Here is a 23,641-nt window from a genome sequence, read left to right on the forward strand (position 1 = left end):
CCAAACGTTAACTGGTGCGATACTACAGACGTGGCCGCTACTGACGATCGACCCGTCTGGGCTGTCCGGATGCGTTCCGAGCGTGACGCGAGGGGGTGGTCGCAAGCCGACGCTGTTCGCGTGATGCGCGGAAAGTCATCGCACAACCTGCCGACGGACAGCACCCTCCTACGCAACTGGCGCCGTTGGGAATCGGGCGAATCACGCCCGGACGACTTCTACGCGCCCATCATCGCCGCCACCTTCGACACGGTGACCGCGGCGTTCTTTCCCAAGGCCAGACCGAACCGGGACGACGAATTGCTCTCCGCGACGGGCATGGACACCCTCGAGTTCCTGGGCAGACTTCGCATCTCGGACGTGTCCCCGGTGACACTGGAGGCCATCCGGATCACCGCCGAGCGCCTGTGCTGCGAATACTCCTACGCCGACCCGCACGAGCTGCACACCGAGGGCACCGCGTGGTTACGCAGGATCACCTCGTTGCTGGACGGTCGCCTGACCTTGGCCCAGCACCGCGAAATCCTGGTCCTCGCCGGATGGGTCGCCCTGTTGGTCGGATGCGTCGACTACGACCTCGGCCGGCGCACCGCCGCCGAGGCCACCCGCCGCGCCGCCCACTCGCTGGGTCAGGAGGCCGAGAACACCGAGATCACCGCATGGGCAGCGGAAATGGCCGCGTGGTTCGCGCTCACCCAGGGCAACTACCGTGGCGTGATCGAGACGGTGCGGCCGACGCTGGAAGTGAGCCAGGACCTGCGCGTCGGCGTGCAACTGGCCGCCCAGTGCGCCAAAGCCTGGGCCAGGCTGGGCAACCCGCGGGAGGTGGAGTCCGCGCTAGCGGAGGGGCGAGCAATCTTGGAGCGACTCGACCATCCGGCGAATCTGGACAACCATTTCGTCATCGACGCGCAGAAGTTCGACTTCTACGCGATGGACTGCTGCCGGGTGGCGGGCGAGGATCGGCTCGCCGAATCCTACGCACGTGAAGTGATCCGGAACGCGACCCGCCCCGACGGCACGGTGCGCAACCCGATGCGGATCGCCGAGGCGCACCTCACGCTGGCCGTGGTCGCGGTACGCAACCGTGATCTGGAAACGGCGGTGGCCGAGGGCATGCGCGCGTTCGCGGGCAGGCGACGCTCGCTGCCGTCGCTGATGTGGATCGCCGGCGAAGTCGCGCGCGAGATCATCGAGCGCTACCCCGGCGATCCGCGCACCCGCGCGTATCTGGAACAGCTGCGCTCGCTGTCCGTCGAGTGAGCCGGGCTTGCCCGCAGCCTCGGCGAACGGTGACGAACCGGACGCGTCCACGCCGAACACCGGAACGTCGTGCAGGCGGCGACCAGCCCGCTACTACCCTGTTCCCGGTGACCGACTCCGATGACGGCTGCGCCGACGACCGCTGGGACGAGCGGCTGCGGCTGTTCTCCTTCGCCACCGCCGAGCGCCGCGCGGACTACCTGCGGGTGCTGCGCGCCTTCGACAGCGCGCGGGCGGCGTACGTGGTGTTGCTGCACGCGGACGACGTCGCGGAGTGGATCGAGCGCAACGGAAGCACCCTGCGCCCACCTGATCTGGGCAATGAAAACCAACCGGTCGCGAATGGGCGGGGCGTCGATCGCGCCGAGCAGCGGCGAAATCCGCCCAGCGATGCACGGCAGGAGTCGGAAACCCCTGCGCCGGACCATTCCCCGGCTGCCGAACGCCCGGCGGCGCCGCGCCTGACCGCCGCCGAGATCGGTCCCCTGCTCGACCAGCTGCACCAATGGGGCGTACTGCAGCGCAGTTACGACGGAACCCGCGCCGCGACCCTGGCCGAGTATCGCAACCGGCACTACGTCTACCAGTTCTCCCAGGCGGGATTTCAGGCATACCGGGCGGTCGCCGGTGTGCTCAGCGCACGCCTCGACGAGGCCTCGCTCTCGCGGCTGGTGCTGCCGGAGCTGCTGGCCGATCTGCACGCGCTGGCCCACGCGAACCGGGCGGGCGACGCCGAGCGGGTCTACCGCACGCTGCGTCGACTCGATGCCGCGCTGTCGGATCTGGCCGCCCGCGCCGCGCACTTCTATCTCGGACTCGGCGATCTGGTCCGGACCACCGAGATCACCCCGGAGTCTTTTCTCGCGCACAAGGACGCGCTGCTGGCGCACATGCGAGAGTTCAGCCTCGACCTGGCCAGGTTCACCCCGCGACTGGCGGCGGCGATCGCGGAGATCGAGGAGACCGGCGTCGAGGAGCTGATCGCTCGCGCGGCGCGCTGTGACGAACGAGTGCTGCTGAGCGTCACCGAACGCCGGTCGGATTGGCAGGCGCGATGGGACGGGCTGCGGACCTGGTTCGTCGCCTCCGGCGGCGCTGAACCGGCGGGGGCGACGGAAGCCGAGCGGCTGCGCGAGGCGACCATGAGCGCCATCGCCGCGGTGCTGTCGCTGCTGCGGCGGGTCACCGAGACGCGGCGCGGTGGGGTGAGCCGGGAATCGGCGCTGCGGCATCTGGCCGCCTGGTTCACCGCGGCGCCGAGTGCGGACAGCGCCCACGCGCTGTTCGACGCGGTGTTCGGGCTCGGCAAGCCACGGCATCTGGCGATGGAGCACCCGGACGCCGACCTGATTCCGGCGATCAGGTCCTGGTGGGACGCACCGCCGTTGGAGATTTCGCGCACGCTCGCCGAAACCGGGCGGCCCCCGTCCGCGGGCGCGCCCGCGCGGATCCACCGCAACGACGCCGGGATCCGGCGACTGCGCGAGGCCCAATTGGACGCGCAGCGGTCCCGTGCCGAGGCCGCCCGGTCGCTGGCCTCCGGTGACGTGCACGAGCGGGTCCTGGATGAACGGGAAACCGAAGTGCTGCTGCGCCTGCTGGACGCCGCGTCCACCGCGTGGGTTCCGGTGCGCGGCCGGGTGGCGGGCAGCACCGGTTCCGACAGCGGGGTCACGCTGACGGTGTCCGAGCACGAGGGCCCGACCGTCGTGCGCACCACGCGCGGGCTGCTGCACTTGAACAACCGGGCACTGAAGATCGAGCAGACGACCAAGACGCGGCCGCGCGCGTCCGGGGAGCGTGGCTGATGCACGGACGCACCATCGACTCGCTCGCGCTGGACAACTATCAGCGCGCCGCCCGCGTCGTCCTGGCCAATCATCTGGTGACCCGCACCTATCCGGATCGGATCGCGTTGCCGCTGATCCGCCGCTGGGCCACCGAGCTGCGGGAGGATCTCGCCGAATTGTTCGGCTACCGGCTGGAAGTCACCGAGACCACGGCGCGGGTGTTCCCCGTGCTGGACCGCCTCGACGCCAGCAGGCCGGCCCGCACGCCTGCCGAGCGCGTGTTCGACCGCAGGCGCTATGCCTATCTCGCCTTGGCGCTCGCCGCGCTGGGCCGCGCGGGTGATCAGATCACGCTGTCCGAGCTGGCCGATCAGGTGGCCGCCTACGCGGGCCGGGTGGACGGCCTCGACCTGTCCACGGACCGGGCCTCCGATCGCGACGCGTTCGTCGACGCGGTCGGCTGGCTGACCGTGCGCGGGGCGCTGACCTTGGCCGACGGCGACGCGGGCGGGTGGGCCAGCGATCCCGACGCCGGTGAAGCGCTCTACGACATCGACCGCCCGGTGGTGTTCGCGTTGTTCCGGCCGCCGCGAGCGTTGCAGCATCTGCACAGTGTGCGTGGATTGTTCGCCGAGGAAGCCACCGCCACCGGCGTTTCCGCGCATGCCCCGACCACCGCGGAGATCGCCCGCCGGGTGCGCAGGGCGCTGGTCGAACGACCGGTGGTCTATCTCGATGACCTCGCGCCCGACGAACGTCCGGTGCTCGCGCAGGACCGGATCGTCGCGGATGTGGAGCTGTTGACCGGCCTGCGTGCCGAGCGCCGCGCCGAAGGCGTCGCGCTGATCGACACCTCGGGACGGCTGTCGGACACGCGTTTCCCGGGGACCGGCACGCTGGCCCAGGTCGCCCTGCTGCTGGCGGGGGAGATCGCCGATCGCGTGCTGGACATCGACAACCCGCTGCCACGCCGCCTCGGCGCCCCGCACCCGGGTGGGGCGCTCGCCGAGGAACTGGACGCGGCCATCCCCGAATCCACCCTGTTCACACCGCTGACCCAGCCGCGCTCGCCGGATTCGCCTCCCGCCGAGGCCGGCTCGCCGGATGCCGAGCCGGAGCAGGAGGACGCGCCGGTGGCGAGTACCTATCCCCTGGTCGACGCGGCGTGGCTGCGCGAGACGATGCAAGCGCTCGCCGACCGCTACGGCGCCACCTTCGCTGCGCAGTGGCAGGCCGACGTGCCGCGTCTCACCACGGAGGTGGTGGCGCTGCTGGAGCGGCTGCGGCTGGTTCGGTGTGTCGAGGAGGGACTGCTCGTGCTCCCCGCTCTGGCCCGCTACCGCGGCGCGGTCGTGACGGTGCGCACCAAGCGGGCCGCGGAACTGTTCGTCACCGCGGCCGACACCTACGGGCCCGGCGGCGCCGGGACGGAAGGGAACTGACGGATGTCGCTCATTCACGGAGGAGTGCGGTTCACTCCCACCCGCGCCGGGATCGTCAACCTCTGGGACTACCGCGACCAGGAATTCTGCTTCGCCGACGGCAGATTGGTGCTGCGCGGGCCGAACGGGTCGGGCAAGACCAAGGCGCTGGAGGTGCTGTTCCCGTTCGTGCTGGATGGGCGAATCGAGCCGCGTCGGCTCAACCCGTTCGCCGGCGAGGAACGCACGATGAAGTCGAACCTGCTCTACCGCAAGCAGGACTCGGCCTACTCCTATGTCTGGATGGAGTTCGCGCGCGGTCGCTGGGACGACCCCGAAGTGGTCACCGTCGGTATCGGCATGCGCGCCACCCGGTCCTCGGACAAGGTGACCCGCTGGTACTTCGTCGCCGACGGCCGCGTCGGCGTGGATTTCTCGCTGATCGGTCCGGACGACCGTCCGTTCACCCGCAAACAACTCGCCGAACAGATCGGCAGCGACTCGATCGTCGACCGCCCGGTGGACTATCGCAACGCCATCGACGCGCGCATGTTCGGTCTCGGCGCGCAGCGTTACGACCAGCTGATCAACCTGATCCTCACGCTGCGCCGCCCGCAGCTGGCCAAGAACCTCGATCCGCGCGGGCTCTCCCAGGCGCTGACCGACGGCCTGCGCCCGCTCGACGAACACCTGATCCTGGACGCCGCCCGGTCGTTCAGCGATATGGAGGAGGTGGCCCGAACCCTGGAGGGGCTGGTCCACGCCGACACGGCGACCAGGGCTTTCGTCGAGGTCTATCGGAAATACCTCGCGGTCCAGGCGAAAACGGACGTAGACCAGGTGCGGGCCCGGCTCGACGCGGTCACGCACGCGAGCACCGCGCTGTTCGCGGCGACCGCGCTGCGCGAGCGCAGGGAGACCGAACGCGCCGCCGCCGAGGCCCGAGCGGAGGACGCCGACCGCGCCTACGAGCAGGCCCTCGCCGATCGGGAAAACCTGCGGCGCTCCAGCGCTTACGAGGGCAAGCAGCAGCTCGACGACCTGGCTGACGCGGTACGGCGGCTGGAGACCTCGGCGGGCGTGCACGCCGACAAGGCGCTGAAAGCGCAGCAGACGGTGGACCAGCGCGCCGCGGAGGCCGAACGCGCGCGCAGCGCGGTCCGCGCCGCCGCTGCCGCGCTCGCCCGCGGCGAGGACGAGCTGCGCGCCGCCGCCGAGGACGCGGGCATCGCATGGACGCCGCTGCCCGAGACAGCACGGGCCGAACAGCTCACCACGGCCGTGCACAGCCACGCCGAGGAGCGCGACGCCGACGTACGGGCGGTGCGCAGGGCGTTGGGTGCGGTTGACGCCGCGGCCGCCGAACGCACCAGGGCCGAGCGGCTCGCCGAGCGTGCCCGCGAACTGCGCGACGCGGCCGCCGCCGAGGTCGCGCACGCCGAGGCGACGGTCGCGTTGGCCCGCACCGAGGCCGCGGGCGCGCTGCGCGGGTGGTGGGAGGAGCACCGTGCGATCTACTCCCCCGTCCGCGCCGGGCTGTTCGAGGCGCTGAACTCCGCGGTGACCGAGGCCGGTTCGGACGCCGCCACCGTCGCCGAAGTGCTGGCGGAGCGGGCCGAGCCCCTGCTCGACGAGATCCGCGGCCGTCGTCAGGAGGCCCGCGCGCGGGCGGCGACGGCGGCCGCGCGGGTCAGCGAGCTCACCGCCGAACGCGAGCGCGTCGCGGCCCAACGCGACGACGCCCCACCGGCATACGCGGCCCGGTCCGGCCGTACCGGCCAACGGCCGGGCGCCGCGCTGTGGCGTCTGGTGCGCTTCGCCGACGATGTGCCGCCCGAGACCGCGGCAGGTATCGAGGCCGCGCTGGACGCCGCGAACCTGCTCGACGGCTGGGTCTGCCCACCGGACGCGCTGCCGGGGGATTTCGAGTCGGATCAGTTCCTGGTGCCGCTGCCCGCCGCGGACCGGCCGACCGGCCGCACCCTCGCCGATGTGCTGGTCGTCGAGGACGATTCGGACGCGCTCACCGTGCCAAGGCAGGCCGTAGCCGACGTGCTCGCCTCCATCGCCCTGCACGACGGCGCGGACCGACCGGACGCGGCGGTGACGATCGAGGCCAGCGGTGGATTCCGTCAAGGCGTGCAGGTCGGCAGGCACCGGAAGGCCGACGCGGAGTACATCGGTGCGACCGCAAGGGCCAGGCGCCGCGAGATCCGCTCGGCAGAGCTGACCGCGGCCATCGCCGCCGCGGAGGAGGAGCTGCGCGTCTTCGAGCGGCAGGAGGCGGACGCCGCCGCGGAACTCGCGCGAATCTCCGCCGCCGCCAAAGGGCTTCCGCGTCCGACCGCGGTGCTCGCCGCGCTGCGTGCGGTGTCGGAGGCCGCGGGCATGATGCGCTCGCGTGCCGAAGCCGCCGCCCACGCCGAGCGCGAACTCGACCAGTCGATCGCGGAATTCTCCGCCGCGGAGAAGAAGCTGCGCGCCACCGCGGCGGCGCACCGCACCCCGCGCACGGGCACCGAGATCGACGCCCTCGCCGCCGCGATCCGGCACTTCGAGAACACCGGCGCCGGACTGCTGCGGCTACGCGGCGACCACGAGCGGGAACGCGAGCGGGAACGGGAAGCCGATGACCGCCTGGCCGAGGCCGCCGACCTGGCCGAGGCGTTCGTGGAGGAAGCGGAAGCCGCGCAGTCCGGCTACCGGGAACAGCTGCGCAAGCTGGAGACCCTGCGCGAGGCGCTCGGCGCGGGCGCGGCCGACATCGATCGCGAGCTGGAGCAGGCCAGGCAGCGGATCGAGGCGACCAAGGCCGAGCAGAAAGCCGCGCGCAAGGCCGCCAACGAGGCCATCGAGGCGGTCGGTGACGCCGAGGCCGCCTACCGCACCGCCCACGAATCGCTCGCCACCGCGCTCACCGAGGTGCTCGCGGAGGTGAAAGCCCTTGCGCCCTATGCCCAGCCCGATCTGCTTACCCTGCTGGGCGCGTCCACCGACGGGCGCTGGCCCGGTAGCGACGCCGCGTGGTCGACGCCCGAGCAACTGCTGTACCGGATCTCCACTGCGGGACCACAGGCGCAGCCGGGGGTGCTGCCCGACGAGGTCGCCGAGCTGTTCGACGCCCTCGCCGCCGCCACCGCCTCGGTTCGGGCGAGCGAGGCGGCACGCAAGTCCACCCGCAGCGCGGTGACCGCGGCGCTCCAGGAGTTCGACGCCGCCCTCGCCGGTTCCGGCCGCGACTACCGGCTCCAGTGGGACGCGGCCGACGGCCTCACCGTCGTGCAGGTGCAGGACGAGCACGGCGTCTCGGCGCTCGCCGAGTTCGCCGACCGCGTCGACACCGCGCGCCGCGATCAAGAACTGCTGCTCACCGACGCCGAGCGGCGCATCCTGGAGGACGCGCTGCTGACCGGCCTTGCCCAGCAGATCCACGAACGCACTAGCGACGCCCGCGATCTGATCGCCAGGATGGGCGCGGAGATGAAGCAGCGGCGGATGTCCTCGGGCAACACCATCGGCGTGCACTGGCTGCTCGCCGACAACCTGTCGGACTCGGCGCGGGCGATGTGCAAGCTGCTGGACCGGGACGCCTCGGCCCTGACGGCCGAGGACCTGGCGGCGATCCGGGCGCATTTCGCCGCCGAGATCCGCGCGGCGCGGGCCGCGCACCCCGAGCGCTCCTATCCCGAGATCCTCGCCGCCACCCTGGATTACCGCAGCTGGCGGGTGTTCTCGTTCACGCTGATCTCCGCCGACGGCAGCGAGGACAAGCTCACCGTGGCCAGGCACAGCGCGCTGTCGGGTGGCGAGCAGTCGGTGTCGCTGCACCTACCGCTGTTCGCCGCGGCGCACGTCATGCTCGATTCGGCCGACCCGCAGGCGCCGCGCCTGCTCGCGCTGGACGAGGCGTTCGCCGGTGTCGACGACAACGGCCGTAGCGAATTGCTGGGGCTGAGCGTGCAATTCGACCTCGACCTGTTCATGACCGGCTACGACCTGTGGATCACCTATCCGCACGTTCCAGCGTGCGCGCACTACGACCTGGCACACAGCGCGGCCGAGAACACCGTCAGCGCGACGCTGCTGGTGTGGGACAGCGGCGAGCTGCTCGCCGAACACGACGGAACCGATCTGACCGCCGCGCTCGGCTCACCCGACCGCCGCCGAGTTCCCACCACGATCGAAGGAGGGCTCGAACTCGCGCCGGTGACCTGATCAACGCACGCTCGCGTCCGGCTTCATCGGCGGGCAGTCCGCGCCAGGCAGGGTGGCCAGTTCGAAATGCCACCACTCGTTGTCGAACATCCGGCACAACCCCCAGCGGTTGCCGTTCGCCTCCAGCCACTGGGCGCCCTGCCGCGGACCGACGTCGATCGCCTGGCCGGAGACGTGCGTCGATTCCTCCGGCGGCAGCACCCAGCGGCGCGCGCCGTCCGGGCCGTAGGTCGCCACACCGTCCTCCCACAGCGCCTGCTGCTGGGCGCGCGTGCGGTATCCGGACGTGATGGACAGCGGCACACCCTGCGCGTGCGCCTCACGTTCGGCGAGCGTGTACGCAAGGGCCAAGGCGGGCTCGAGCCCTTCGGTCCCGGTCGCCGAGCCCACCGACTCCCGCTGCTCTATGCCGCTGAGGTCGGCCTGCGCCTGCCCCGCCAGAACGCCGGTCGCGACCAGCGCGGGCAGCACCGCCACCGATAGTCGCGCGAGCAACCGACTCCGATCACGATTCCGAAGCACCATGCGCTGATGCTATCGTCCGCGGTCGCCTATGCCGGGTTTGCCCCGGTTTGCCGGACCGCTGGCCTCGCCGTACCGCAGGAGACTGCCCTGGGACGAGCCCGGCACGTCGCGACGGCGAGTAGCCCGACGTCAACCATGCGCCCTCGACGGCCGGGTGCGCGCGGAGCCATCCCCAAGAGACCTTGTGGACAACATTCAGCGAATTCCACAGCTAACGGCACTACTTCACAGAATAGTGCCCTGATATGTCCGATATGTGCCCAATTATCCTCAGGCAGCAAATGTTTCGCTCACATGGAAGACTTGCTCTCCACAATGTATTCCAGTGTTGTGGATCACGCTGGATGGGTTGGCGCTATCACTCCCGGATTGTCGGAATCCCCAACACTTCTGAACAAGCCCGCCGGACCCGGCCGATCACGTCAAGGCACATCCGGGCCATTCCCCAGCAGCTTTCCACCCTCGGGAGGCATTCGGTTCGACTCGAATTTCACACTTCCTCCCCATGCGGAGATCGAGTCGGGAGCCACACGAGCCTTCGTTGACCGCGACAGCGACGGATCGAGCGACGCCCGAAATCCTTTGCTACCCAAGCGCCGCGAAGGCAACAGGCGCAGACGCACTGCGGACGGCTTCCGGCCTGCGCCGAAGAGCCGTCCGCGAGTGACATGCGACTGTGCACAGAGTGTGAGCATTTCCACATTTCGCTCCACAATATGTGAAGACCTACCGCACCGGACATTCCGGCCGAATCACGCGTGCGGGGGACCGTCCGGTACGCTCGGCCGCGTCGCCGCCGCGGCTACGCGCCGCCGACCGCGGCGAATCGCTTCCGCCGCTTGCCGATAGCGTCCGATCCGATCCAGGATCTCGCCGCCGTGCGCCCGGGCGTAGGCGAGCGCGACCCTGATCTTGCTCGTGTGCAGATCCGACTTCGCGCTGAGCACCGCGATACGGCGCTCCACCGGACCGTCCAACTCCCGTAGGCGCGCAACGACTTCCCAGATGTCGGGTCCGGCGGCCAGCGCCGCACGCCGATCGTGCAGCGGGCCACGGAAGACGATCCCGGGGTGGTCGAGCTGATCCACGCCCTCCTGGATCAGCCGATCGAGTAGCACTGTGCAGGTGGTTCCCTCGCGCGCGGCGCGTTCGGCCAATCGGCGCGCGGCCGACTCCGACACGCACAACGACGTGGACTCACTCCTGGATGTACCCATAACCACTCCTCGACCCGCATCGGTACCGGTCAACGACGTACTGCGTCGTGGGTGCCCGGTGCGACGGCGAGGCCACCCGGCGATCGGGGTGACATCGCCGTGTCCGCGGACTGCCGCCCGCGGCGGGGCGTGGCTCAGACGCGCTCCTTGGAGCGGGTGCGCACGCGCAGCGCGATGGGCTTCTGTGTTTCGGCGAAGAAGTCGTTGCCCTTGTCGTCGACCACGATGAACGCGGGAAAATCCTCGACCTCGATCTTCCACACCGCTTCCATGCCCAGCTCGGGATACTCCAGCACCTCGACCGACTTGATGCAGTCCAGCGCCAGCCGGGCGGCGGGGCCGCCGATGGAGCCGAGGTAGAAGCCGCCGTGCTCCTTGCACGCCTTGGTCACCTGCGCGGACCGATTGCCCTTGGCCAGCATGACGAACGAGCCGCCCGCGGCCTGGAACTGGTCGACATAGGAGTCCATCCGGCCCGCGGTGGTCGGACCGAAGGAACCGGACGCGTAGCCCTCCGGGGTCTTGGCCGGGCCCGCGTAGTAGACGGCCATGTCACGCAGGTAATCGGGCATCGGCTCGCCCGCGTCGAGGCGCTCCTTGATCTTGGCGTGCGCGATGTCGCGCGCGACCACCAGCGGCCCGGTCAGCGAAAGCCGGGTCTTGACCGGGTATTTGGACAATTCGGCGCGGATCTCGTCCATCGGCCGGTTCAGGTCGATGCGCACCACGTCACCGCCGAGGATGGCGTCGGTCTGCTCGGGCAGGTACTGCGCGGGCTCGCGCTCGAGCTGCTCCAGGAAGACGCCTTCGGCCGTGATCTTGGCCAACGCCTGCCGGTCCGCCGAACACGACACGGCGATGGCGACCGGGCAGCTGGCGCCGTGCCGCGGCAGACGCACCACCCGCACGTCGTGGCAGAAGTACTTGCCGCCGAACTGCGCGCCGATACCGAAGGACTGGGTCAGTTTGAAGACCTCTTCCTCCAGTTCCAGGTCGCGGAAGGCATGTGCCGACAGCGACCCCTCGGTGGGCAGGTTGTCCAGATAGTGCGCCGAGGCGTATTTGGCCGTTTTCAAAGCGAATTCGGCGCTGGTGCCGCCGATGACGACCGCGAGGTGATAGGGCGGGCAGGCCGCGGTGCCGAGCGAGCGGATCTTCTCGTCCAGGAACTCCAGCATCCGAGTGGGATTCAGGACGGCCTTGGTCTCCTGGTAGAGGAAGGACTTGTTCGCCGAACCGCCGCCCTTGGCCATGAACAGGAACTTGTAGGACGGGTGCGCCGGATCGCCTGCCGTGGAGTACAGCTCGACCTGTGCGGGCAGATTGGAACCGGTGTTCTTCTCCTCCCACATGGTGATCGGCGCGAGCTGCGAGTAGCGCAGGTTCAGCTTGGTGTAGGCGTCGAACACGCCCCGGCTGATCCATTCCGCGTCGTCGACGCCGGTGAGCACGCCCTCGGACTTCTTGCCCATGACGATCGCGGTACCGGTGTCCTGGCACATCGGCAGGATGCCGCCCGCGGAGATGTTGACGTTCTTGAGCAGATCCAGCGCGACGAAACGGTCGTTGCCGCTGGACTCCGGGTCGTCGATGATCTTGCGCAGCTGGCCCAGGTGCGCCGGACGCAGGAAATGGCTGATGTCGTGCATCGCCGTCTCGGTGAGCAGCCGCAGCGCCTCCGGCTCGACCTGCAGGAACGTGCGCCCGTTGTGCTCGAACGTGCTGACGCCCTCGGTGGTGAGCAACCGATAGGGGGTGTCGTCCGCGCCGATCGGCAGCAGGTCTGAATAGCGGAACTCCGGCGCGGTCACCAGTCGCACTCCTTCGGATGGGCCCGGGCGCCATGAACGGCCGGGCTGGTCACGAGCACAGCGAGCCTAGCCACCACCGCGCGCGCACCGATGGTTAGGCAACCCTATCTCGGACAGTTGGCCAAGAAAGGTTGCACGTTCAACCCCGGTGATGCTACCTCTCATCTCTGAGAACGCGCTCGGGCGTCCGGTCGCCCGGCCGCGCGCAGACTGTTCGCGCGCCGCACACGGCGAGGCCGAACGGTCTTTGTGATCACGCAGAGTTTGGAGCGCTATCGTGACCGATCCCCATTGGCTCGATGAGGTCGAGATGCGCGCCTGGGTCGGTTTCGTGCGCACCCGCGACCTCATCGCCGCGGCGGTCGGGCGGGATTCCACCAGGGAGTCCAACCTCACCTATGTCGAATACTCGGTGCTGGCCAACCTGTCCGACGCCCCCGACCACCTGCTCACCTTCGCCGATCTGGCGGCCGCCCTCGAGTGGTCGCAGAGCAGGCTGTCGCATCAGATCACCCGGATGGAGAAGCGCGGGCTGGTCGCGCGGGAGCCGATTCCCGACGACGCCCGCCGCACCGCCGCGCGGCTCACCCCGCACGGCGCCGAGGTACTGACCGGCGCCGCGCCCGCGCACGCGCGCAGCGTGCGCAGGCACATGATCGACGTCCTCGATCGCCAGCAGCTGGCCGCCCTGGCCGATATCTATGACACGTTGCTCGCGCATCATCGACGATCGGCGACCGAGAGCTGACTCAGGCGGGCGCGGCCGCCCCGCGATCACCCGAAGTGCCTGCCGAATCGGCTGATTCGGGCACACCGAGCGCCAGCTCGAAACCGGCGGGCACCACCACATCCGAGCGGTCCAGATCGGTGACGCGGGTCTTGCGCAGGCCCAGCAGCGCCGAATCGATGCCGCCGCGCAGGATGTCCAGCACGTTCTCCACACCCGCCTGCCCGTTCGCGGCCAGGCCCCACAGATACGCCCGCCCGATCAGCACCGCACGCGCCCCCAGCGCCACCGCCTTCACCACGTCGCTGCCGCGGCGGATGCCGCCGTCGAGCAGCACCTCGATCTGCGAGCCCACCGCGTCGGCCAGCACCGGCAGCGCGCGGACCGCCGCCGGAGTGCCGTCGAGGTTGTTGCCGCCGTGGTTGGACACCGAGATCCCCGCCACACCGGCGTCCACCGCCCGCAGCGCGTCGTCGACCCGCATCACGCCCTTGAGCAGCACCGGGCCGTCCCAGTGCGCGCAGATCCAGCGCACGTCCGCCCAATCCGGCGCCTGCGTGCCCATCCATTCGCCGTAGGCGCCGAAGAAGCCGGGTGCGGGGCCGTCGCCGACAGCCATGTTCGGAGCGGTCAGGTCCGGGATGCGGCCCGAGCGCACGTAGGTGGCCAGCCACCGCGGACGCGCCAGGGTCTGCGGTGCGAATTTCAGCATGGTGCGCAGGTCTAGTTTCTCCGGGATGACCGGGCTGCCCCAATCGCGCCCGTGCGAGAACGACCAGTCCAGCGTCAGGATCAGACCCACCGCCCCGGCGGCTTTGGCGCGCGCCATCCGATGCAGGATCTCGTCCTTGCCGCCGCACCAGTACAGCTGGAAGAAGGTGGCCGGGTTGGCCGCGACCACCTCTTCGATCGGCTTGCTGGCGAACGAGCTCAACCCCATCGCGATCCCGCGCGCGGCCGCGGCACGCGCGACGGCCACCTCACCGTCCGGATGCACCGCCTGCACACCGGTCGGGGAGATCAGCACCGGCATCGACAGCTGCTGGCCCAGCACGGTCGTCGACTGATCGCGCTCGCCGATCGGTCCGGCGACATGCGGCGCGAAACCCAGTTCGGTGAACGCCTTCTGGTTGTCCTCGATGGTCTGGCCGCGCTCGGAACCGGCGATCAGCGCGCCGTACACCGATTTCGGCAGCCGCTTCTTCGCCCGCCGCTGCGCTTCGGCGACGGTCTCGAACCACGGATTCATGTTCCGGTCCTTTCCGGGGAGTTCTCCGGCCACCAGAGCCGGGTTCGGTCGAGCAGGTCGGCGCAGAGGTGATCGAGCAGGGCGGCGCCTTCGGCCTCGGTCGCCCCCGCCGGGTCGCCGAGCACGCCGTTGGCGCTCACCGCGCGGACGCCCGCGGCGCGCAGCACCGGCAGCAGCTCGGCCAGCGGACGCGGGTCACCCGCCGCGGCCCGATCGGCACGCACTCGGTCCGGCGCGAGCGCCAGCTGCAACGCGGTCTCCGACCGCCCCGCGTGCAGGTCGCCGTCGAAGCGCGGCAGGTAGACGCGCACGTCGCGGGACTCGGCGCGCAGCAGGTCCTTCGCCCGACGCAGCGGTTCGAGGTTGCCGCCGTGCCAGTTCACCAGCAGGATGCGGTCGAAGGTGTCGGTCGCCGAGCGGCACAATTCGACCACCAGCAGCTCCAGCGCCGCCTGCCCGATCGAGAGCGTGCCGGGAAAACCCGCGTGCTCGCCGCTGGCGCCGTAGGGGATCGCCGGTCCGACAAGCACATCGGATCGTGCGGCGGCCAGCCGGGCACACAGCGCGGCGGCGACGTCGGTGTCGGTGGACAGCGGCAGATGCGGGCCGTGCTGCTCGGTCGCCCCGACCGCGACGGCGAGGATCGCGCCCGCGGCGGCCCGCTCGCCCGCCTCGGGCCAGGTCAGATCCGCCAACATGCGGCGAGATTATCGTCAGTCACTGACATAATCAAGAGTCGTGACGGCCGAGCAGAATCAGACGATGCGGCAGAACCGGACCACGCGCGGACGCCCACGCGGCACCACCAAACGCGAGCTCGAACTGATCGCCATGCGGCTGTTCACCGAGCAGGGCTTCGACGAGACCACCGTCGAGCAGATCGCCGCCGCCGCCGGCATCAGCGGACGCACGTTCTTCCGCTACTTCCCCACCAAGGCGGAGGTGCTCTGGTACCAGTTCGACGACGAGGTCGCCGCACTGCGCGCGGCCTTCGCCACCGTCGCCGACGACGTCCCCATGATGACCGCCGTGCGCGGAGTCGTGGTGAACGCCAACCGATATCGCGCGGAAGACGTCCCGGAACTGCGCACCAGGATGCAGCTCATCAGCACCGTCCCCGCGCTGGCCGCCACCGCGGGCGCGCACTACGACGCCTGGGAACGCGCGGTGAGCGCCTTCGCCGCGGAACGGCTCGGCGAACCCGAGGACGGACTCATCCCGCTGGCCGTCGGGCGCACCACGCTCGCCGCGGCCCGAGCCGCGTTCGACGCCTGGCTCGCCCGCGCCGACGCGGACCTCACCGTGTATTTGGACGAGGCGCTCGCGGCGCTCGAGCGCGGGTTCGCTACGGTGCCGTGAGGGCCGCCACATCCGAACAACAGGCGAACAACCGGCAGGTTTCGTCGGCGACGCGGGTGGGGTATGACTAGGCTCGGAATCGGCGAGCAGCCGAAGCACGAAGATCCCGACTCAACCGTCGAAAGGGGCAGGAGTTTCCATGTCCGAGGTGTCCATGAGCCTTTCGGCGGATTCCCTGACCGCGGGACCGGTCGACAATCTGCTGCCGCAGCTGGTCGAGCACCTGCGCCAGAACCGCACCGCGCTGCGCGAGGAGTGGGCCCGGCGCATCACCGACGCCCAGCTGCTGACCGCGATGACCCCCGAGGAGATCTTCTCCGAGGCGACCTCGGTCTACGACAACTACGTCGAGGTGCTGGAGACCGGTAGCGTCGAGGCCCTGCAGGCCTACGCCAGGGACCTGTCCGAACGCATCATCCCGCGCGGCGTCGAAACCGACGAGGTACTCGGCATCGTCCTGTTGCTGCGCGACGTGCTGGCCCGCTCGCTGTTCGAGAAGTACCAGGCGGACTTCGAACTGCTCAACGCCGTGCTCGACGCCTACGAGCCGGCGGCCAACCGCATCGCCAACACCGTGGGCGTCTCCTTCGTCCAGGAGCGCGAGCGCGTCATCCGCCAGCAGCAGGAGGCCATCCGCGAGCTGTCCACGCCGGTGCTCCAGGTGCGTGAGCAGCTGCTGATCCTGCCCATCATCGGCGTGCTGGACAGCCAGCGCGCCCGCCAGCTCACCGAGCAGCTGCTGCGCGCCATCCGGGCCAACCGCGCGAAGGTCGTCGTCATCGACATCACCGGTGTGCCCGCGATCGACTCCACGGTGGCCAACCACCTGGTGCAGACCGTCGACGCCTCCGGACTGATGGGCGCGAACGTGATCATCACCGGTCTGTCCTCGGAGATCGCGCTGACCCTGGTCACCATCGGCCTCGATCTGTCGAAGATGAACGCGGTCGGCGACCTGCAGGGCGGTATCGAGGAAGCCGAACGCCTTCTGGGTTACGAGGTTTCCCGCGTCACCGAACGGGTCACCGAACGCGACGGCCGCTGATCAGGCGGGCGGGCACATGCCGGTTCCGATTCTCAAACAGGGTACGTATCTGATCGCGTCGGTGCAGTCCGCGCTGACCGACGCCGATACCGAACGCCTGCAGGACGACCTGATGAAACAGGTCAGCAAATATCGGGCACACGGCATCATCGTCGATGTCACCGCAATCGACGTGATGGATTCGTTCGCCGCGAGATCGTTGCGTACCATCGCGCACATGACGCAGCTGCGCGGCGCCGAAACGGTGATCGTCGGCCTGCAACCAGAAGTCGCGTTCGCCATGGTGCAACTCGGTCTCACCTTCGAGGACATGCACACCGCTCTCGATCTGGAAGAGGGACTCGCCTGGTTGGACCGCAAAACCCCAGCCCGTCGCCAGCGAGACGGTCGTGACAGTGGCCGCTGAGAACGTGGTGATCGCGGTCAGGGTGTCCGGGGACATCGTGACCGCACGTCAGGCCGGACGCGAACTGGCAGCAAAGCTCGGATTCACCCTCACCGATCGAACCATGATCTCCACGGCGATCTCCGAAATCGCTCGCAACATCACCAGTTACGCGGGCAGCGGCGAGATCCGTTTGCTGGTCGATGACCGAGAAGGCCGCCAAGCGCTGGTGGTGCAAGCCGAGGATCAAGGGCCCGGGATCATCGACATCGCTCGCGCGCTGGAGGACGGCTACTCCACCGGGCGCGGTCTCGGGCTCGGCCTGCCCGGCGCCCGGCGGTTGATGGACCGGCTCACCGTCGACTCGGCGCCCGGACGCGGCACCCTGGTGGAGATGTGGAAGTGGGTGCCCAACGGTGCATGAGGATGGGCTCATCGGCCGGATCGAGTGGGCGGTGGCCGGTCGCGCACTGCCGGGCCAACAGGTCTCCGGTGACCGCGGCGTGGTCCTCGACACCGGCGGCGGCACAGTTCTTTTCGCCGTCATGGACGGGCTCGGGCACGGCGCCGCCGCCGCGGACGCGGCCGACCGCGCCGTGCGGGTACTCGCGGAGAACCGCGCCGAACCGCTCGACGTGCTGATGGTGCTGTGTCACCGCGCGATGGCCGACACCCGCGGAGCGGCGATCTCGCTGGCCCTGTTCGACGAGCGCGACACGGTGCGCTGGCTCGGCGTCGGCAATGTCGAATCCCAAGTGCTGACCGCGGGTCCCGCCGGTCTGACCGTGCACGCCACCGTGCTGCTCACCGCGGGCATCGTGGGCTACCGGCTACCGGCGAACCTCCAGCCGCAGTCCGTGGCCGTGCGCCCCGGCGACCTACTGCTGATGTGCACCGACGGCATCGTCTCCGAATCCGCGTCCAGGATCGACCTTTCCAAATCCACCGCCGACATCACCGCCGAAATCCTGGCCCAGCACGCCAAGGACACCGACGACGCACTCGTGCTGGCCGCCCGGCACCGCGGTGCGAGGGGAGCGCCGGGGCGCGCGGCAATGGCAGAGCCGCGCGGCAGCGAGGCGCGGGCATGAGCGCACTGCTGGCCGATTTCCTGGACGCCTACGCGGACGCGCTACGGCGGCACCTGCATTCGCCCAGCCAAGCGGGTCTCGCCGAAGGCTACGAACTCGGCAGGCGCGCGCTGGTGGAGGGCATCAGCCTGCTCGATCTCACCGAGAATCACTTCCGGGTCGTCCAGGACGAACAGCAGCGGCACGACGCCGCGCCCGAAGGCGGCGAGTCCGAGAACCGGGTGCCCGAGCACGCGCTGGAATTCCTGTTGCAGACCCTTGTTCCGTTGGATATCGCCACCCGCGGCTATCTCGACGGCACCCGCCGATACGAGCAGCAGCGTTCGCGCGCCGACGATCTCGCCGGACGGGACGCCTTCCGCACCGCGCTGGTCGAATCGCTGCAGGACGGCTTCTTCGTCGCCGACGCGCAGGGCACCATCATCGAGGTCAACACCGCCTTCGGCGCGCTGACCGGCTACGGCGCCGCGGGTGTCCCCTATCCGCTGCCGCATCCGTGGTCGAGCCCGGAGGGAACGCGCTATCCCGATCTGGGCACCGAGGCACAGCGTTTCGTCATCCCGATCCGGCATCGCGACGGGCGCAACGTGTGGCTCGCGGTCAGCACCAGCGCGCTGATCAGGCCGGAGGGCAACGAGCGGATCTTCGTCGGCACCATTCGCGATGTGACCGCCGAACACGACGCGCAGGCGCGCGATCAGGCGGCCTCCCGGCTGGCGACCGCGGTCGGTGCGGCGACCAGCGTGGTGGAGGTGCTCGCCGTCGGGCTCGACGAACTGCGCCGCACCGTGGGCGCGGAGACCGCGGTGGTGGCGGTGTGGCCGAGCCGCAACGCCGCGCCCGAAGTGTACGTTTCCGGCGCGGGCGCCGACGGTGCCTCGCACAACGGCGCCGCCTCCCTCGACGACCGGTCGCGCGCGCTGCTGGACCGGGCCAGGCGCAGGCCGCCGCGCAGCCTGCTGGCCATCCCCGAGGGCGCCGAGAGCTCCGAGGGCATCGTCGCTCCGCTCGGTGAGACCGGCGACGCCGCCATGTGGTTGCGGTTCGCCGCGCCCCGCGCGATCGGCGCCGCGGACTGGACGCTGTTCTCCCTATTGATCGGCCACCTCAGCCTCGCGGTTCAGCGGGCGCGCAACTTCGACCAGGCACGCGCCACCTCGCTGACCCTGCAACGGGCCATGCTGGGGCCGATCGAGCTTCCACCGCGCTTCTCGGTGCATTATGAGCCAGCGCTGCCGCCGCTGGAGATCGGTGGCGACTGGTACGACGTGGTGCCGCTGCGGGACGGCACCATTGGCGTGGTGGTCGGCGACTGCGTGGGTCGTGGCCTGTCCGCCGCGGTGGTGATGGGCCAGCTGCGGACCGCGGCGCGCGCGCTGCTGCTGCGCGGCGCCGGACCGGCGCAGTTGCTCGCCGAACTAGACACGGTCGCCTCGCGCATCCCGGGCGCCATGTGCACCACGGTGTGCGCCGCCGTGCTCGACCCGGTACGCGGGCTGGTCCGCTACAGCAGCGCCGGGCACATGCCACCGATCCTCGCCGATGTCGGCAGGACCGGCAGACTGCTCGAGGGTGGCCGATCGGTGCCGCTGGCGACGTTCGATCCGCCGCGCCGCCCGGAGGCCACCACGGCCGTGGCGCCCGGCTCCACGTTGGTGTTGTTCACCGACGGCCTGGTCGAACAGCGCGGCGTCGACATCGATGAGGGGTTCGCCAAGATCGCCGCGGTGCTGGCCGACACCTCGGGACGGCTGCCGCGCGAGGTCGCCGACGCGGTGCTGTCGCGGCTGCGGCCCGCGGCCGGATACGACGACGACGTGGCCATGGTGGTCTACCGCCAGCCGCCCGCGCCGCTGCGACTGGACGTGCCCGCGCACGCGGACGAGCTCGCGGTCCTGCGGCGCACGCTGAAAGGCTGGCTGGCCGCCGCGGCGGTGCCGCACGACTTGGCCGCCGATCTGGTCGCCGCGGCCAACGAGGCGTGCAGCAACAGCATCGAGCACGCCTACCGCAACGGGGACGCCGGGCGGGTCCTGCTGTCGGCCACCTGCGATATCGACACCGTCGTGATCGTGGTCACCGACACGGGCAACTGGAAGCCACGCGCCTCCGATCCCGGCTATCGCGGTCGCGGCATCGACATGATGCGCGCGCTGACGGAGGAACTCGACATCGACAACTCGGGACCGGGCACGACGGTCCGGATGTCGGTGACATTGCCCGCGATCACCTTCCCGGTGGCCAACCCGCTTCGGGGCACGAACCGGCGGATTCCCGGGTGATCGTGCGGCGATAGGGTTTCCGCCAGCCTGCGGCACACGCGGTGCTCACCTACCTTTCGTTTTCGATGAGGCGCAGGCCGGTGACGATGTCGGGTTCGATGGCGATCACCGCATCGGTGACCCCGTCGACCCATGGCCGCAGCAACTGCTCGTAGTGGGCGGCACGGGCGGGATCGGTGACCGGGTGCGCCAAGCCGACCACGACGACCGACCATCCCAGATGCCGGACCGGGTCGATCTCGTCAGCCTCGTAGGCCACCACTACCGGGGAGTTTCCGCGCACCGCGGTGGTGAGCCCGGAAGAGAGCCGGGTCCGCACGATGATCGCGCCGCGGTCGTCGACCAGGTGATTGACCGGACGGATGGCCGGTAAGGCGTTGCGGGTGAAGACCACTCGGCCGATCGGCACCCCGGCCAGCAGTCGCATCGCTTCCGCGCGGTCGAGCGCGACGGTCGCACGGGCCGTGGGCCCCGCGGTGATTCGCTCGGTCATGAGTCGGCCCCCAGCACGGCCGCCACCGACACGGCTTCAGCCGACTCCAATTCGGAAGTACTCACCCGGCACCGACTCGCTTTCCGTTCCGGCGATCACCACTACGACCCTGGCGAATATCCCCGGATCGGCGCGTCCCCGAGTAGGGCCGAAAGTCCCCGTGCCGGATGACCAGCGCACCGCCGCATGCCCGATCCGGACATGACCCGGCACATTTACCGGAAGAAGAGCGTCACGGTGACCGCCACGGCGATGGCCGCGGCCGCCAGGGCGGCGGTGACAGGCCAGCCGAACCAGCCGACGGCGGCGGCACCGAAGGCGGTGCCCACGCTGCCTCCGATGAAATAGACGACCATGTAGGCGCTGTTGAACCGAGCCGGGGCCGCCGGGTCGATGGCGAGAACCGTGCTCTGGTTGGCTACCTGGGCCGCGAACAGTCCGGCGTCGAAGAGGCCGAGGCAGATGAGGGTCATGACGGTATTCGACAGAACGACGCCAAGGGCCGCCGCCGCCGAGACGGCGAGCACGAGCCCGAGCAGGACTACTCGCCGCGCGCCGACGCGATCGGTCCACGCCCCGGAAACGCGCGTGGCGGCGACGCCGAGGAGTCCGGCGAGGGCGTACATCCCGATCCGTTCGGGCGAATACGAGAACGGCGGCTGGGACAGCGCGACCGCGATTCCGGCCCAGATCGTGCAGAAGGCGAAGAACCAAAGGGCGCCGCGACCGGCCGCCACCCGGAGTATCGGAAATCGGGCGTATAGGCCTGGGATTCCTCGCAAGGTCGCCAGATAACTCCCGGTGGCACTCCCCTCCGCGGCGGGCAGCGCGAAGTAGGCGGTGACCGCGATAGCCGCGCACGCCACTGCGAACACCGAAAGCATTCCGCGCCAGCCGATCAGATCCGTCAGCCACCCGCCGACAATCCGCCCCCCGAGAACCCCGGCGGAGATACCCGCGGTCACGACTCCCAGTACCGTGGCCTGCCGCCGCGGTTCCGCGAAACGCCCGGCGACCGAGCTCAATTGCGCACCGACCGAGGAGCCCGCCCCGATCAGGCCGACGACCAGGCCGAGCAGCCAGGGCGAGCCCACCACCGCACCCGCCGCCAAAGTGAGGGCCAGCGCACCGAACTGGGCCGATACCACGATCCGCGGCGCGAACCGGTCCACCAGCGGTGCCAGTAGCGCCAGCCCCGTCAGATAGCCGATCGGCCCGCACGCCAGAGCCGTGCCGATCACCGCGAGCGAGGCGTGCAGTGAACCTGCCACCTCCGCGATGGCCGGTTGCAGCGGATAGGTGCTGGCGGTGCCGAGCGCGGCCGCGAGCGCCATGAACCACACAATCGGTGTCCGCAGCACCGCGACGCGAGTGCCTGGAATCAGATCGGTTTCCATGGCACCGACGGTAGGAACGCCGAGACCAGGATTCTGGCGGAAAACAGACGCCACCGTCGCCCGGAGCCGGAGCTGATCCAAGCCGCCGGTGTCGACCGTCAGAGGGTCAACGGAGCGGTAGGCGGGAAGGTGACCGGCAATTCGGCCAGCGCCCGGTGGAAGGGGCCCGGCCGCCAGTTCGGCGCCTGGTTCGGCAGGTTCAGTTCGATCTCCGGCAGTGCGTCGAGGAGTTGGTCGATGGCGTCTTGCGCGATCAGGTAGGCCAGCGGTCGCGCGGGGCAGGCGTGCGGGCCGAGGCCCCAGGCCAGGTGGGAGCGGTTGCCGGTCAGGTCGTCGGCGCGGATCGCGGGGTCGTTGTTGCAGGCGGCCATGCTGATGACGACGGGCTGGTGCGCGGGCAGCCAGACATCGTCGATGAGGATCGGATGGCGCGGGTAGGTGATCAGCAGGTTCGCCAGTGGCGGGTCGTTGAACAAGACCTCGTCGAGGGCATCGCGGGACGACAGGTTGCCGCCGAGGATGCTGTCGCCGAAACGCTCGTCGGTGAGCATCAGCAGCAGGGTGTTGGCGATCAGGTTCAGCTCGAATTCGATCCCGCTGCCGTAGACCTGCAACGCATGTTGGGACGCCTCCACGTCATCCAGCCGGGCGGGATGGTGCAGCAGTACCGAGGTGATGTCGCGTTGGGGTTCGGCGCGTTTGAGCGCCACCAATCTCATCACCGCCTCCCCGACCATCCGGTTGCCCTTCTCGGCGTCGATACCTTCGAGCAGGGCAGCCGTACCGGCGGCGACCTGCTCGCCGATCTCCGGGGGACAGCCGAGCAGATAGTTCACGACTTGGAATACCAGAGGGAACACGTACTGGCGGATCAGGTCCGCGGCGCCGTCCTGGCAGAAGGAGTTGATCAGCGGAATGGCAAGTCCCTCTACCACGGAGTGGAGGGCGTACAGATCGACCTCATCGATGCTCGCGGTGATCGCCCCTCGGTAGCGGGCGAAGTCGGCTCCGGCGCTGCGGCTGGCCATCGGCCGCCACTCCATGAGCGGGAGAATGGGGCAGTCAGCGGGAATGTTCTTCTGCCAGGCGCGCGGGTCGGCGGGAAAGTGCTCGGGATCATTGAGGATCCGCACCGCGGTGCTGTAGCCGACCACCAGGGTGGCGGGTACGCCGGGTGACAACTCCACCGGCGCCAAAGATCCATACCGCCTGCGCATTTCCCGGTAGGCGCGGTGTGGATCTGCCGCGAACTCCGGCGAGTACAGGGGCACCCGCGGGACGTCGGAATCGATCGGCGAGCCGTGGACGACCGGGCACGACTGGGCTGAAACCTGAGACCGCGGCGTACTCAAGAAGCGAACTCCCAACTGC

At 69.9% G+C, this 23,641-nt stretch carries 19 protein-coding genes; 11 read left to right on the forward strand and 8 right to left on the reverse strand.

Translation table 11 applies throughout. From position 1 onward, the window contains the following. The first annotated feature begins 123 nt into the window (after positions 1 to 123). The 4 genes from ON34_RS14375 to ON34_RS14390 all read left to right on the forward strand — a co-directional run bounded on the left by ON34_RS14375 (position 124) and on the right by ON34_RS14390 (position 8,689). A complete protein-coding gene (locus tag ON34_RS14375) occupies positions 124 to 1,263 on the forward strand; it encodes an NsdA family TPR-like regulatory protein (protein ID WP_040779687.1) in 1,140 nt (379 codons plus the stop codon). Positions 1,264 to 1,418: 155 nt separating this feature from the next. Next, the gene (locus ON34_RS14380; protein ID WP_051022639.1) at positions 1,419 to 3,071 is read left to right on the forward strand and encodes a TIGR02677 family protein; all 1,653 of its coding nucleotides are present in this window, start codon (positions 1,419 to 1,421) and stop codon (positions 3,069 to 3,071) included. Then, complete coding sequence (locus ON34_RS14385; RefSeq protein ID WP_040779612.1) at positions 3,071 to 4,495, forward strand: TIGR02678 family protein; 1,425 nt, start codon at positions 3,071 to 3,073, stop codon at positions 4,493 to 4,495. Before ON34_RS14380 ends, ON34_RS14385 begins: the two co-directional genes overlap by 1 nt. Before the next feature lie 3 nt (positions 4,496 to 4,498). After that, a complete protein-coding gene (locus tag ON34_RS14390) occupies positions 4,499 to 8,689 on the forward strand; it encodes a TIGR02680 family protein (protein WP_040779614.1) in 4,191 nt (1,396 codons plus the stop codon). On the opposite strand, the gene ON34_RS14395 is transcribed toward ON34_RS14390, so the two are convergent. From ON34_RS14395 to ON34_RS14405, 3 genes are all read right to left on the reverse strand, one after another. Beyond that, positions 8,690 to 9,214 (reverse strand): M15 family metallopeptidase, encoded by a 525-nt coding sequence (locus ON34_RS14395; protein ID WP_083889428.1) that lies wholly within the window; start codon positions 9,212 to 9,214, stop codon positions 8,690 to 8,692. Positions 9,215 to 9,966: 752 nt separating this feature from the next. Beyond that, positions 9,967 to 10,431, reverse strand: coding sequence for a hypothetical protein (locus ON34_RS14400; RefSeq protein ID WP_051022585.1), 465 nt, complete (start codon positions 10,429 to 10,431; stop codon positions 9,967 to 9,969). A gap of 134 nt (positions 10,432 to 10,565) precedes the next feature. After that, positions 10,566 to 12,242 carry a fumarate hydratase gene (locus tag ON34_RS14405; protein WP_051022642.1) on the reverse strand — a complete coding sequence of 559 codons (1,677 nt, stop codon included), beginning with the start codon at positions 12,240 to 12,242 and terminating at the stop codon, positions 10,566 to 10,568. A 277-nt stretch (positions 12,243 to 12,519) separates the two neighbouring features. Between ON34_RS14405 and ON34_RS14410 the strand changes: the two genes are divergently transcribed. After that, positions 12,520 to 12,990 (forward strand): MarR family winged helix-turn-helix transcriptional regulator, encoded by a 471-nt coding sequence (locus tag ON34_RS14410; protein ID WP_040779620.1) that lies wholly within the window; start codon positions 12,520 to 12,522, stop codon positions 12,988 to 12,990. Position 12,991: 1 nt separating this feature from the next. Here the strand turns inward: ON34_RS14410 and mftD are convergent, their stop codons facing one another. Then, positions 12,992 to 14,218 carry a pre-mycofactocin synthase MftD gene (gene mftD, locus ON34_RS14415; RefSeq protein ID WP_040779622.1) on the reverse strand — a complete coding sequence of 409 codons (1,227 nt, stop codon included), beginning with the start codon at positions 14,216 to 14,218 and terminating at the stop codon, positions 12,992 to 12,994. After that, complete coding sequence (gene mftE / locus ON34_RS14420) at positions 14,215 to 14,916, reverse strand: mycofactocin biosynthesis peptidyl-dipeptidase MftE (RefSeq protein WP_040779624.1); 702 nt, start codon at positions 14,914 to 14,916, stop codon at positions 14,215 to 14,217. The genes mftD and mftE overlap by 4 nt, the downstream gene beginning before the upstream one ends. 64 nt (positions 14,917 to 14,980) lie before the next feature. Between mftE and mftR the strand changes: the two genes are divergently transcribed. The 6 genes from mftR to ON34_RS14450 all read left to right on the forward strand — a co-directional run bounded on the left by mftR (position 14,981) and on the right by ON34_RS14450 (position 20,380). After that, on the forward strand, positions 14,981 to 15,577 hold the full coding sequence (mftR, locus tag ON34_RS14425; RefSeq protein WP_040779695.1) for a mycofactocin system transcriptional regulator MftR: 597 nt from the start codon (positions 14,981 to 14,983) through the stop codon (positions 15,575 to 15,577). A gap of 139 nt (positions 15,578 to 15,716) precedes the next feature. After that, positions 15,717 to 16,622, forward strand: a complete 906-nt coding sequence (locus ON34_RS14430; protein ID WP_040779626.1) for an STAS domain-containing protein — start codon at positions 15,717 to 15,719, stop codon at positions 16,620 to 16,622. 16 nt (positions 16,623 to 16,638) lie between these two features. After that, entirely contained in the window at positions 16,639 to 17,028 is a 390-nt protein-coding gene (locus tag ON34_RS14435) for an STAS domain-containing protein (protein WP_040779629.1), read from the forward strand. Then, positions 17,018 to 17,431: an ATP-binding protein gene (locus ON34_RS14440; RefSeq protein ID WP_051020806.1), complete on the forward strand. Its 414-nt coding sequence runs from the start codon at positions 17,018 to 17,020 to the stop codon at positions 17,429 to 17,431. Before ON34_RS14435 ends, ON34_RS14440 begins: the two co-directional genes overlap by 11 nt. Further along, complete coding sequence (locus tag ON34_RS14445) at positions 17,424 to 18,098, forward strand: SpoIIE family protein phosphatase (protein ID WP_051022588.1); 675 nt, start codon at positions 17,424 to 17,426, stop codon at positions 18,096 to 18,098. Before ON34_RS14440 ends, ON34_RS14445 begins: the two co-directional genes overlap by 8 nt. Continuing rightward, positions 18,095 to 20,380, forward strand: coding sequence for a SpoIIE family protein phosphatase (locus ON34_RS14450; protein ID WP_040779631.1), 2,286 nt, complete (start codon positions 18,095 to 18,097; stop codon positions 20,378 to 20,380). Before ON34_RS14445 ends, ON34_RS14450 begins: the two co-directional genes overlap by 4 nt. 49 nt (positions 20,381 to 20,429) lie before the next feature. Here the strand turns inward: ON34_RS14450 and ON34_RS14455 are convergent, their stop codons facing one another. From ON34_RS14455 to ON34_RS14465, 3 genes are all read right to left on the reverse strand, one after another. Further along, a complete protein-coding gene (locus tag ON34_RS14455; protein WP_040779633.1) occupies positions 20,430 to 20,873 on the reverse strand; it encodes a pyridoxamine 5'-phosphate oxidase family protein in 444 nt (147 codons plus the stop codon). Positions 20,874 to 21,088: 215 nt separating this feature from the next. Next, complete coding sequence (locus ON34_RS14460) at positions 21,089 to 22,270, reverse strand: MFS transporter (RefSeq protein WP_051022590.1); 1,182 nt, start codon at positions 22,268 to 22,270, stop codon at positions 21,089 to 21,091. Positions 22,271 to 22,368: 98 nt separating this feature from the next. Further along, on the reverse strand, positions 22,369 to 23,622 hold the full coding sequence (locus ON34_RS14465) for a cytochrome P450 family protein (protein WP_040779635.1): 1,254 nt from the start codon (positions 23,620 to 23,622) through the stop codon (positions 22,369 to 22,371). Positions 23,623 to 23,641 lie beyond the last annotated feature (19 nt).

Source organism: Nocardia pneumoniae NBRC 100136, assembly GCF_000308755.1.
Taxonomy (GTDB): domain Bacteria; phylum Actinomycetota; class Actinomycetes; order Mycobacteriales; family Mycobacteriaceae; genus Nocardia; species Nocardia pneumoniae.

Coding starts and splice junctions, on each gene's coding strand:
- ON34_RS14375 (WP_040779687.1), top strand. CDS start 124: ATGCGCGGAAAGTCATCGCACAACCTGCCGACGGACAGCACCCTCCTA.
- ON34_RS14385 (WP_040779612.1), top strand. CDS start 3,071: ATGCACGGACGCACCATCGACTCGCTCGCGCTGGACAACTATCAGCGC.
- ON34_RS14390 (WP_040779614.1), top strand. CDS start 4,499: ATGTCGCTCATTCACGGAGGAGTGCGGTTCACTCCCACCCGCGCCGGG.
- ON34_RS14395 (WP_083889428.1), bottom strand. CDS start 9,214: ATGGTGCTTCGGAATCGTGATCGGAGTCGGTTGCTCGCGCGACTATCG.
- ON34_RS14400 (WP_051022585.1), bottom strand. CDS start 10,431: ATGGGTACATCCAGGAGTGAGTCCACGTCGTTGTGCGTGTCGGAGTCG.
- mftD (WP_040779622.1), bottom strand. CDS start 14,218: ATGAATCCGTGGTTCGAGACCGTCGCCGAAGCGCAGCGGCGGGCGAAG.
- mftE (WP_040779624.1), bottom strand. CDS start 14,916: ATGTTGGCGGATCTGACCTGGCCCGAGGCGGGCGAGCGGGCCGCCGCG.
- mftR (WP_040779695.1), top strand. CDS start 14,981: ATGCGGCAGAACCGGACCACGCGCGGACGCCCACGCGGCACCACCAAA.
- ON34_RS14430 (WP_040779626.1), top strand. CDS start 15,717: ATGTCCGAGGTGTCCATGAGCCTTTCGGCGGATTCCCTGACCGCGGGA.
- ON34_RS14435 (WP_040779629.1), top strand. CDS start 16,639: ATGCCGGTTCCGATTCTCAAACAGGGTACGTATCTGATCGCGTCGGTG.
- ON34_RS14450 (WP_040779631.1), top strand. CDS start 18,095: ATGAGCGCACTGCTGGCCGATTTCCTGGACGCCTACGCGGACGCGCTA.
- ON34_RS14455 (WP_040779633.1), bottom strand. CDS start 20,873: ATGACCGAGCGAATCACCGCGGGGCCCACGGCCCGTGCGACCGTCGCG.
- ON34_RS14460 (WP_051022590.1), bottom strand. CDS start 22,270: ATGGAAACCGATCTGATTCCAGGCACTCGCGTCGCGGTGCTGCGGACA.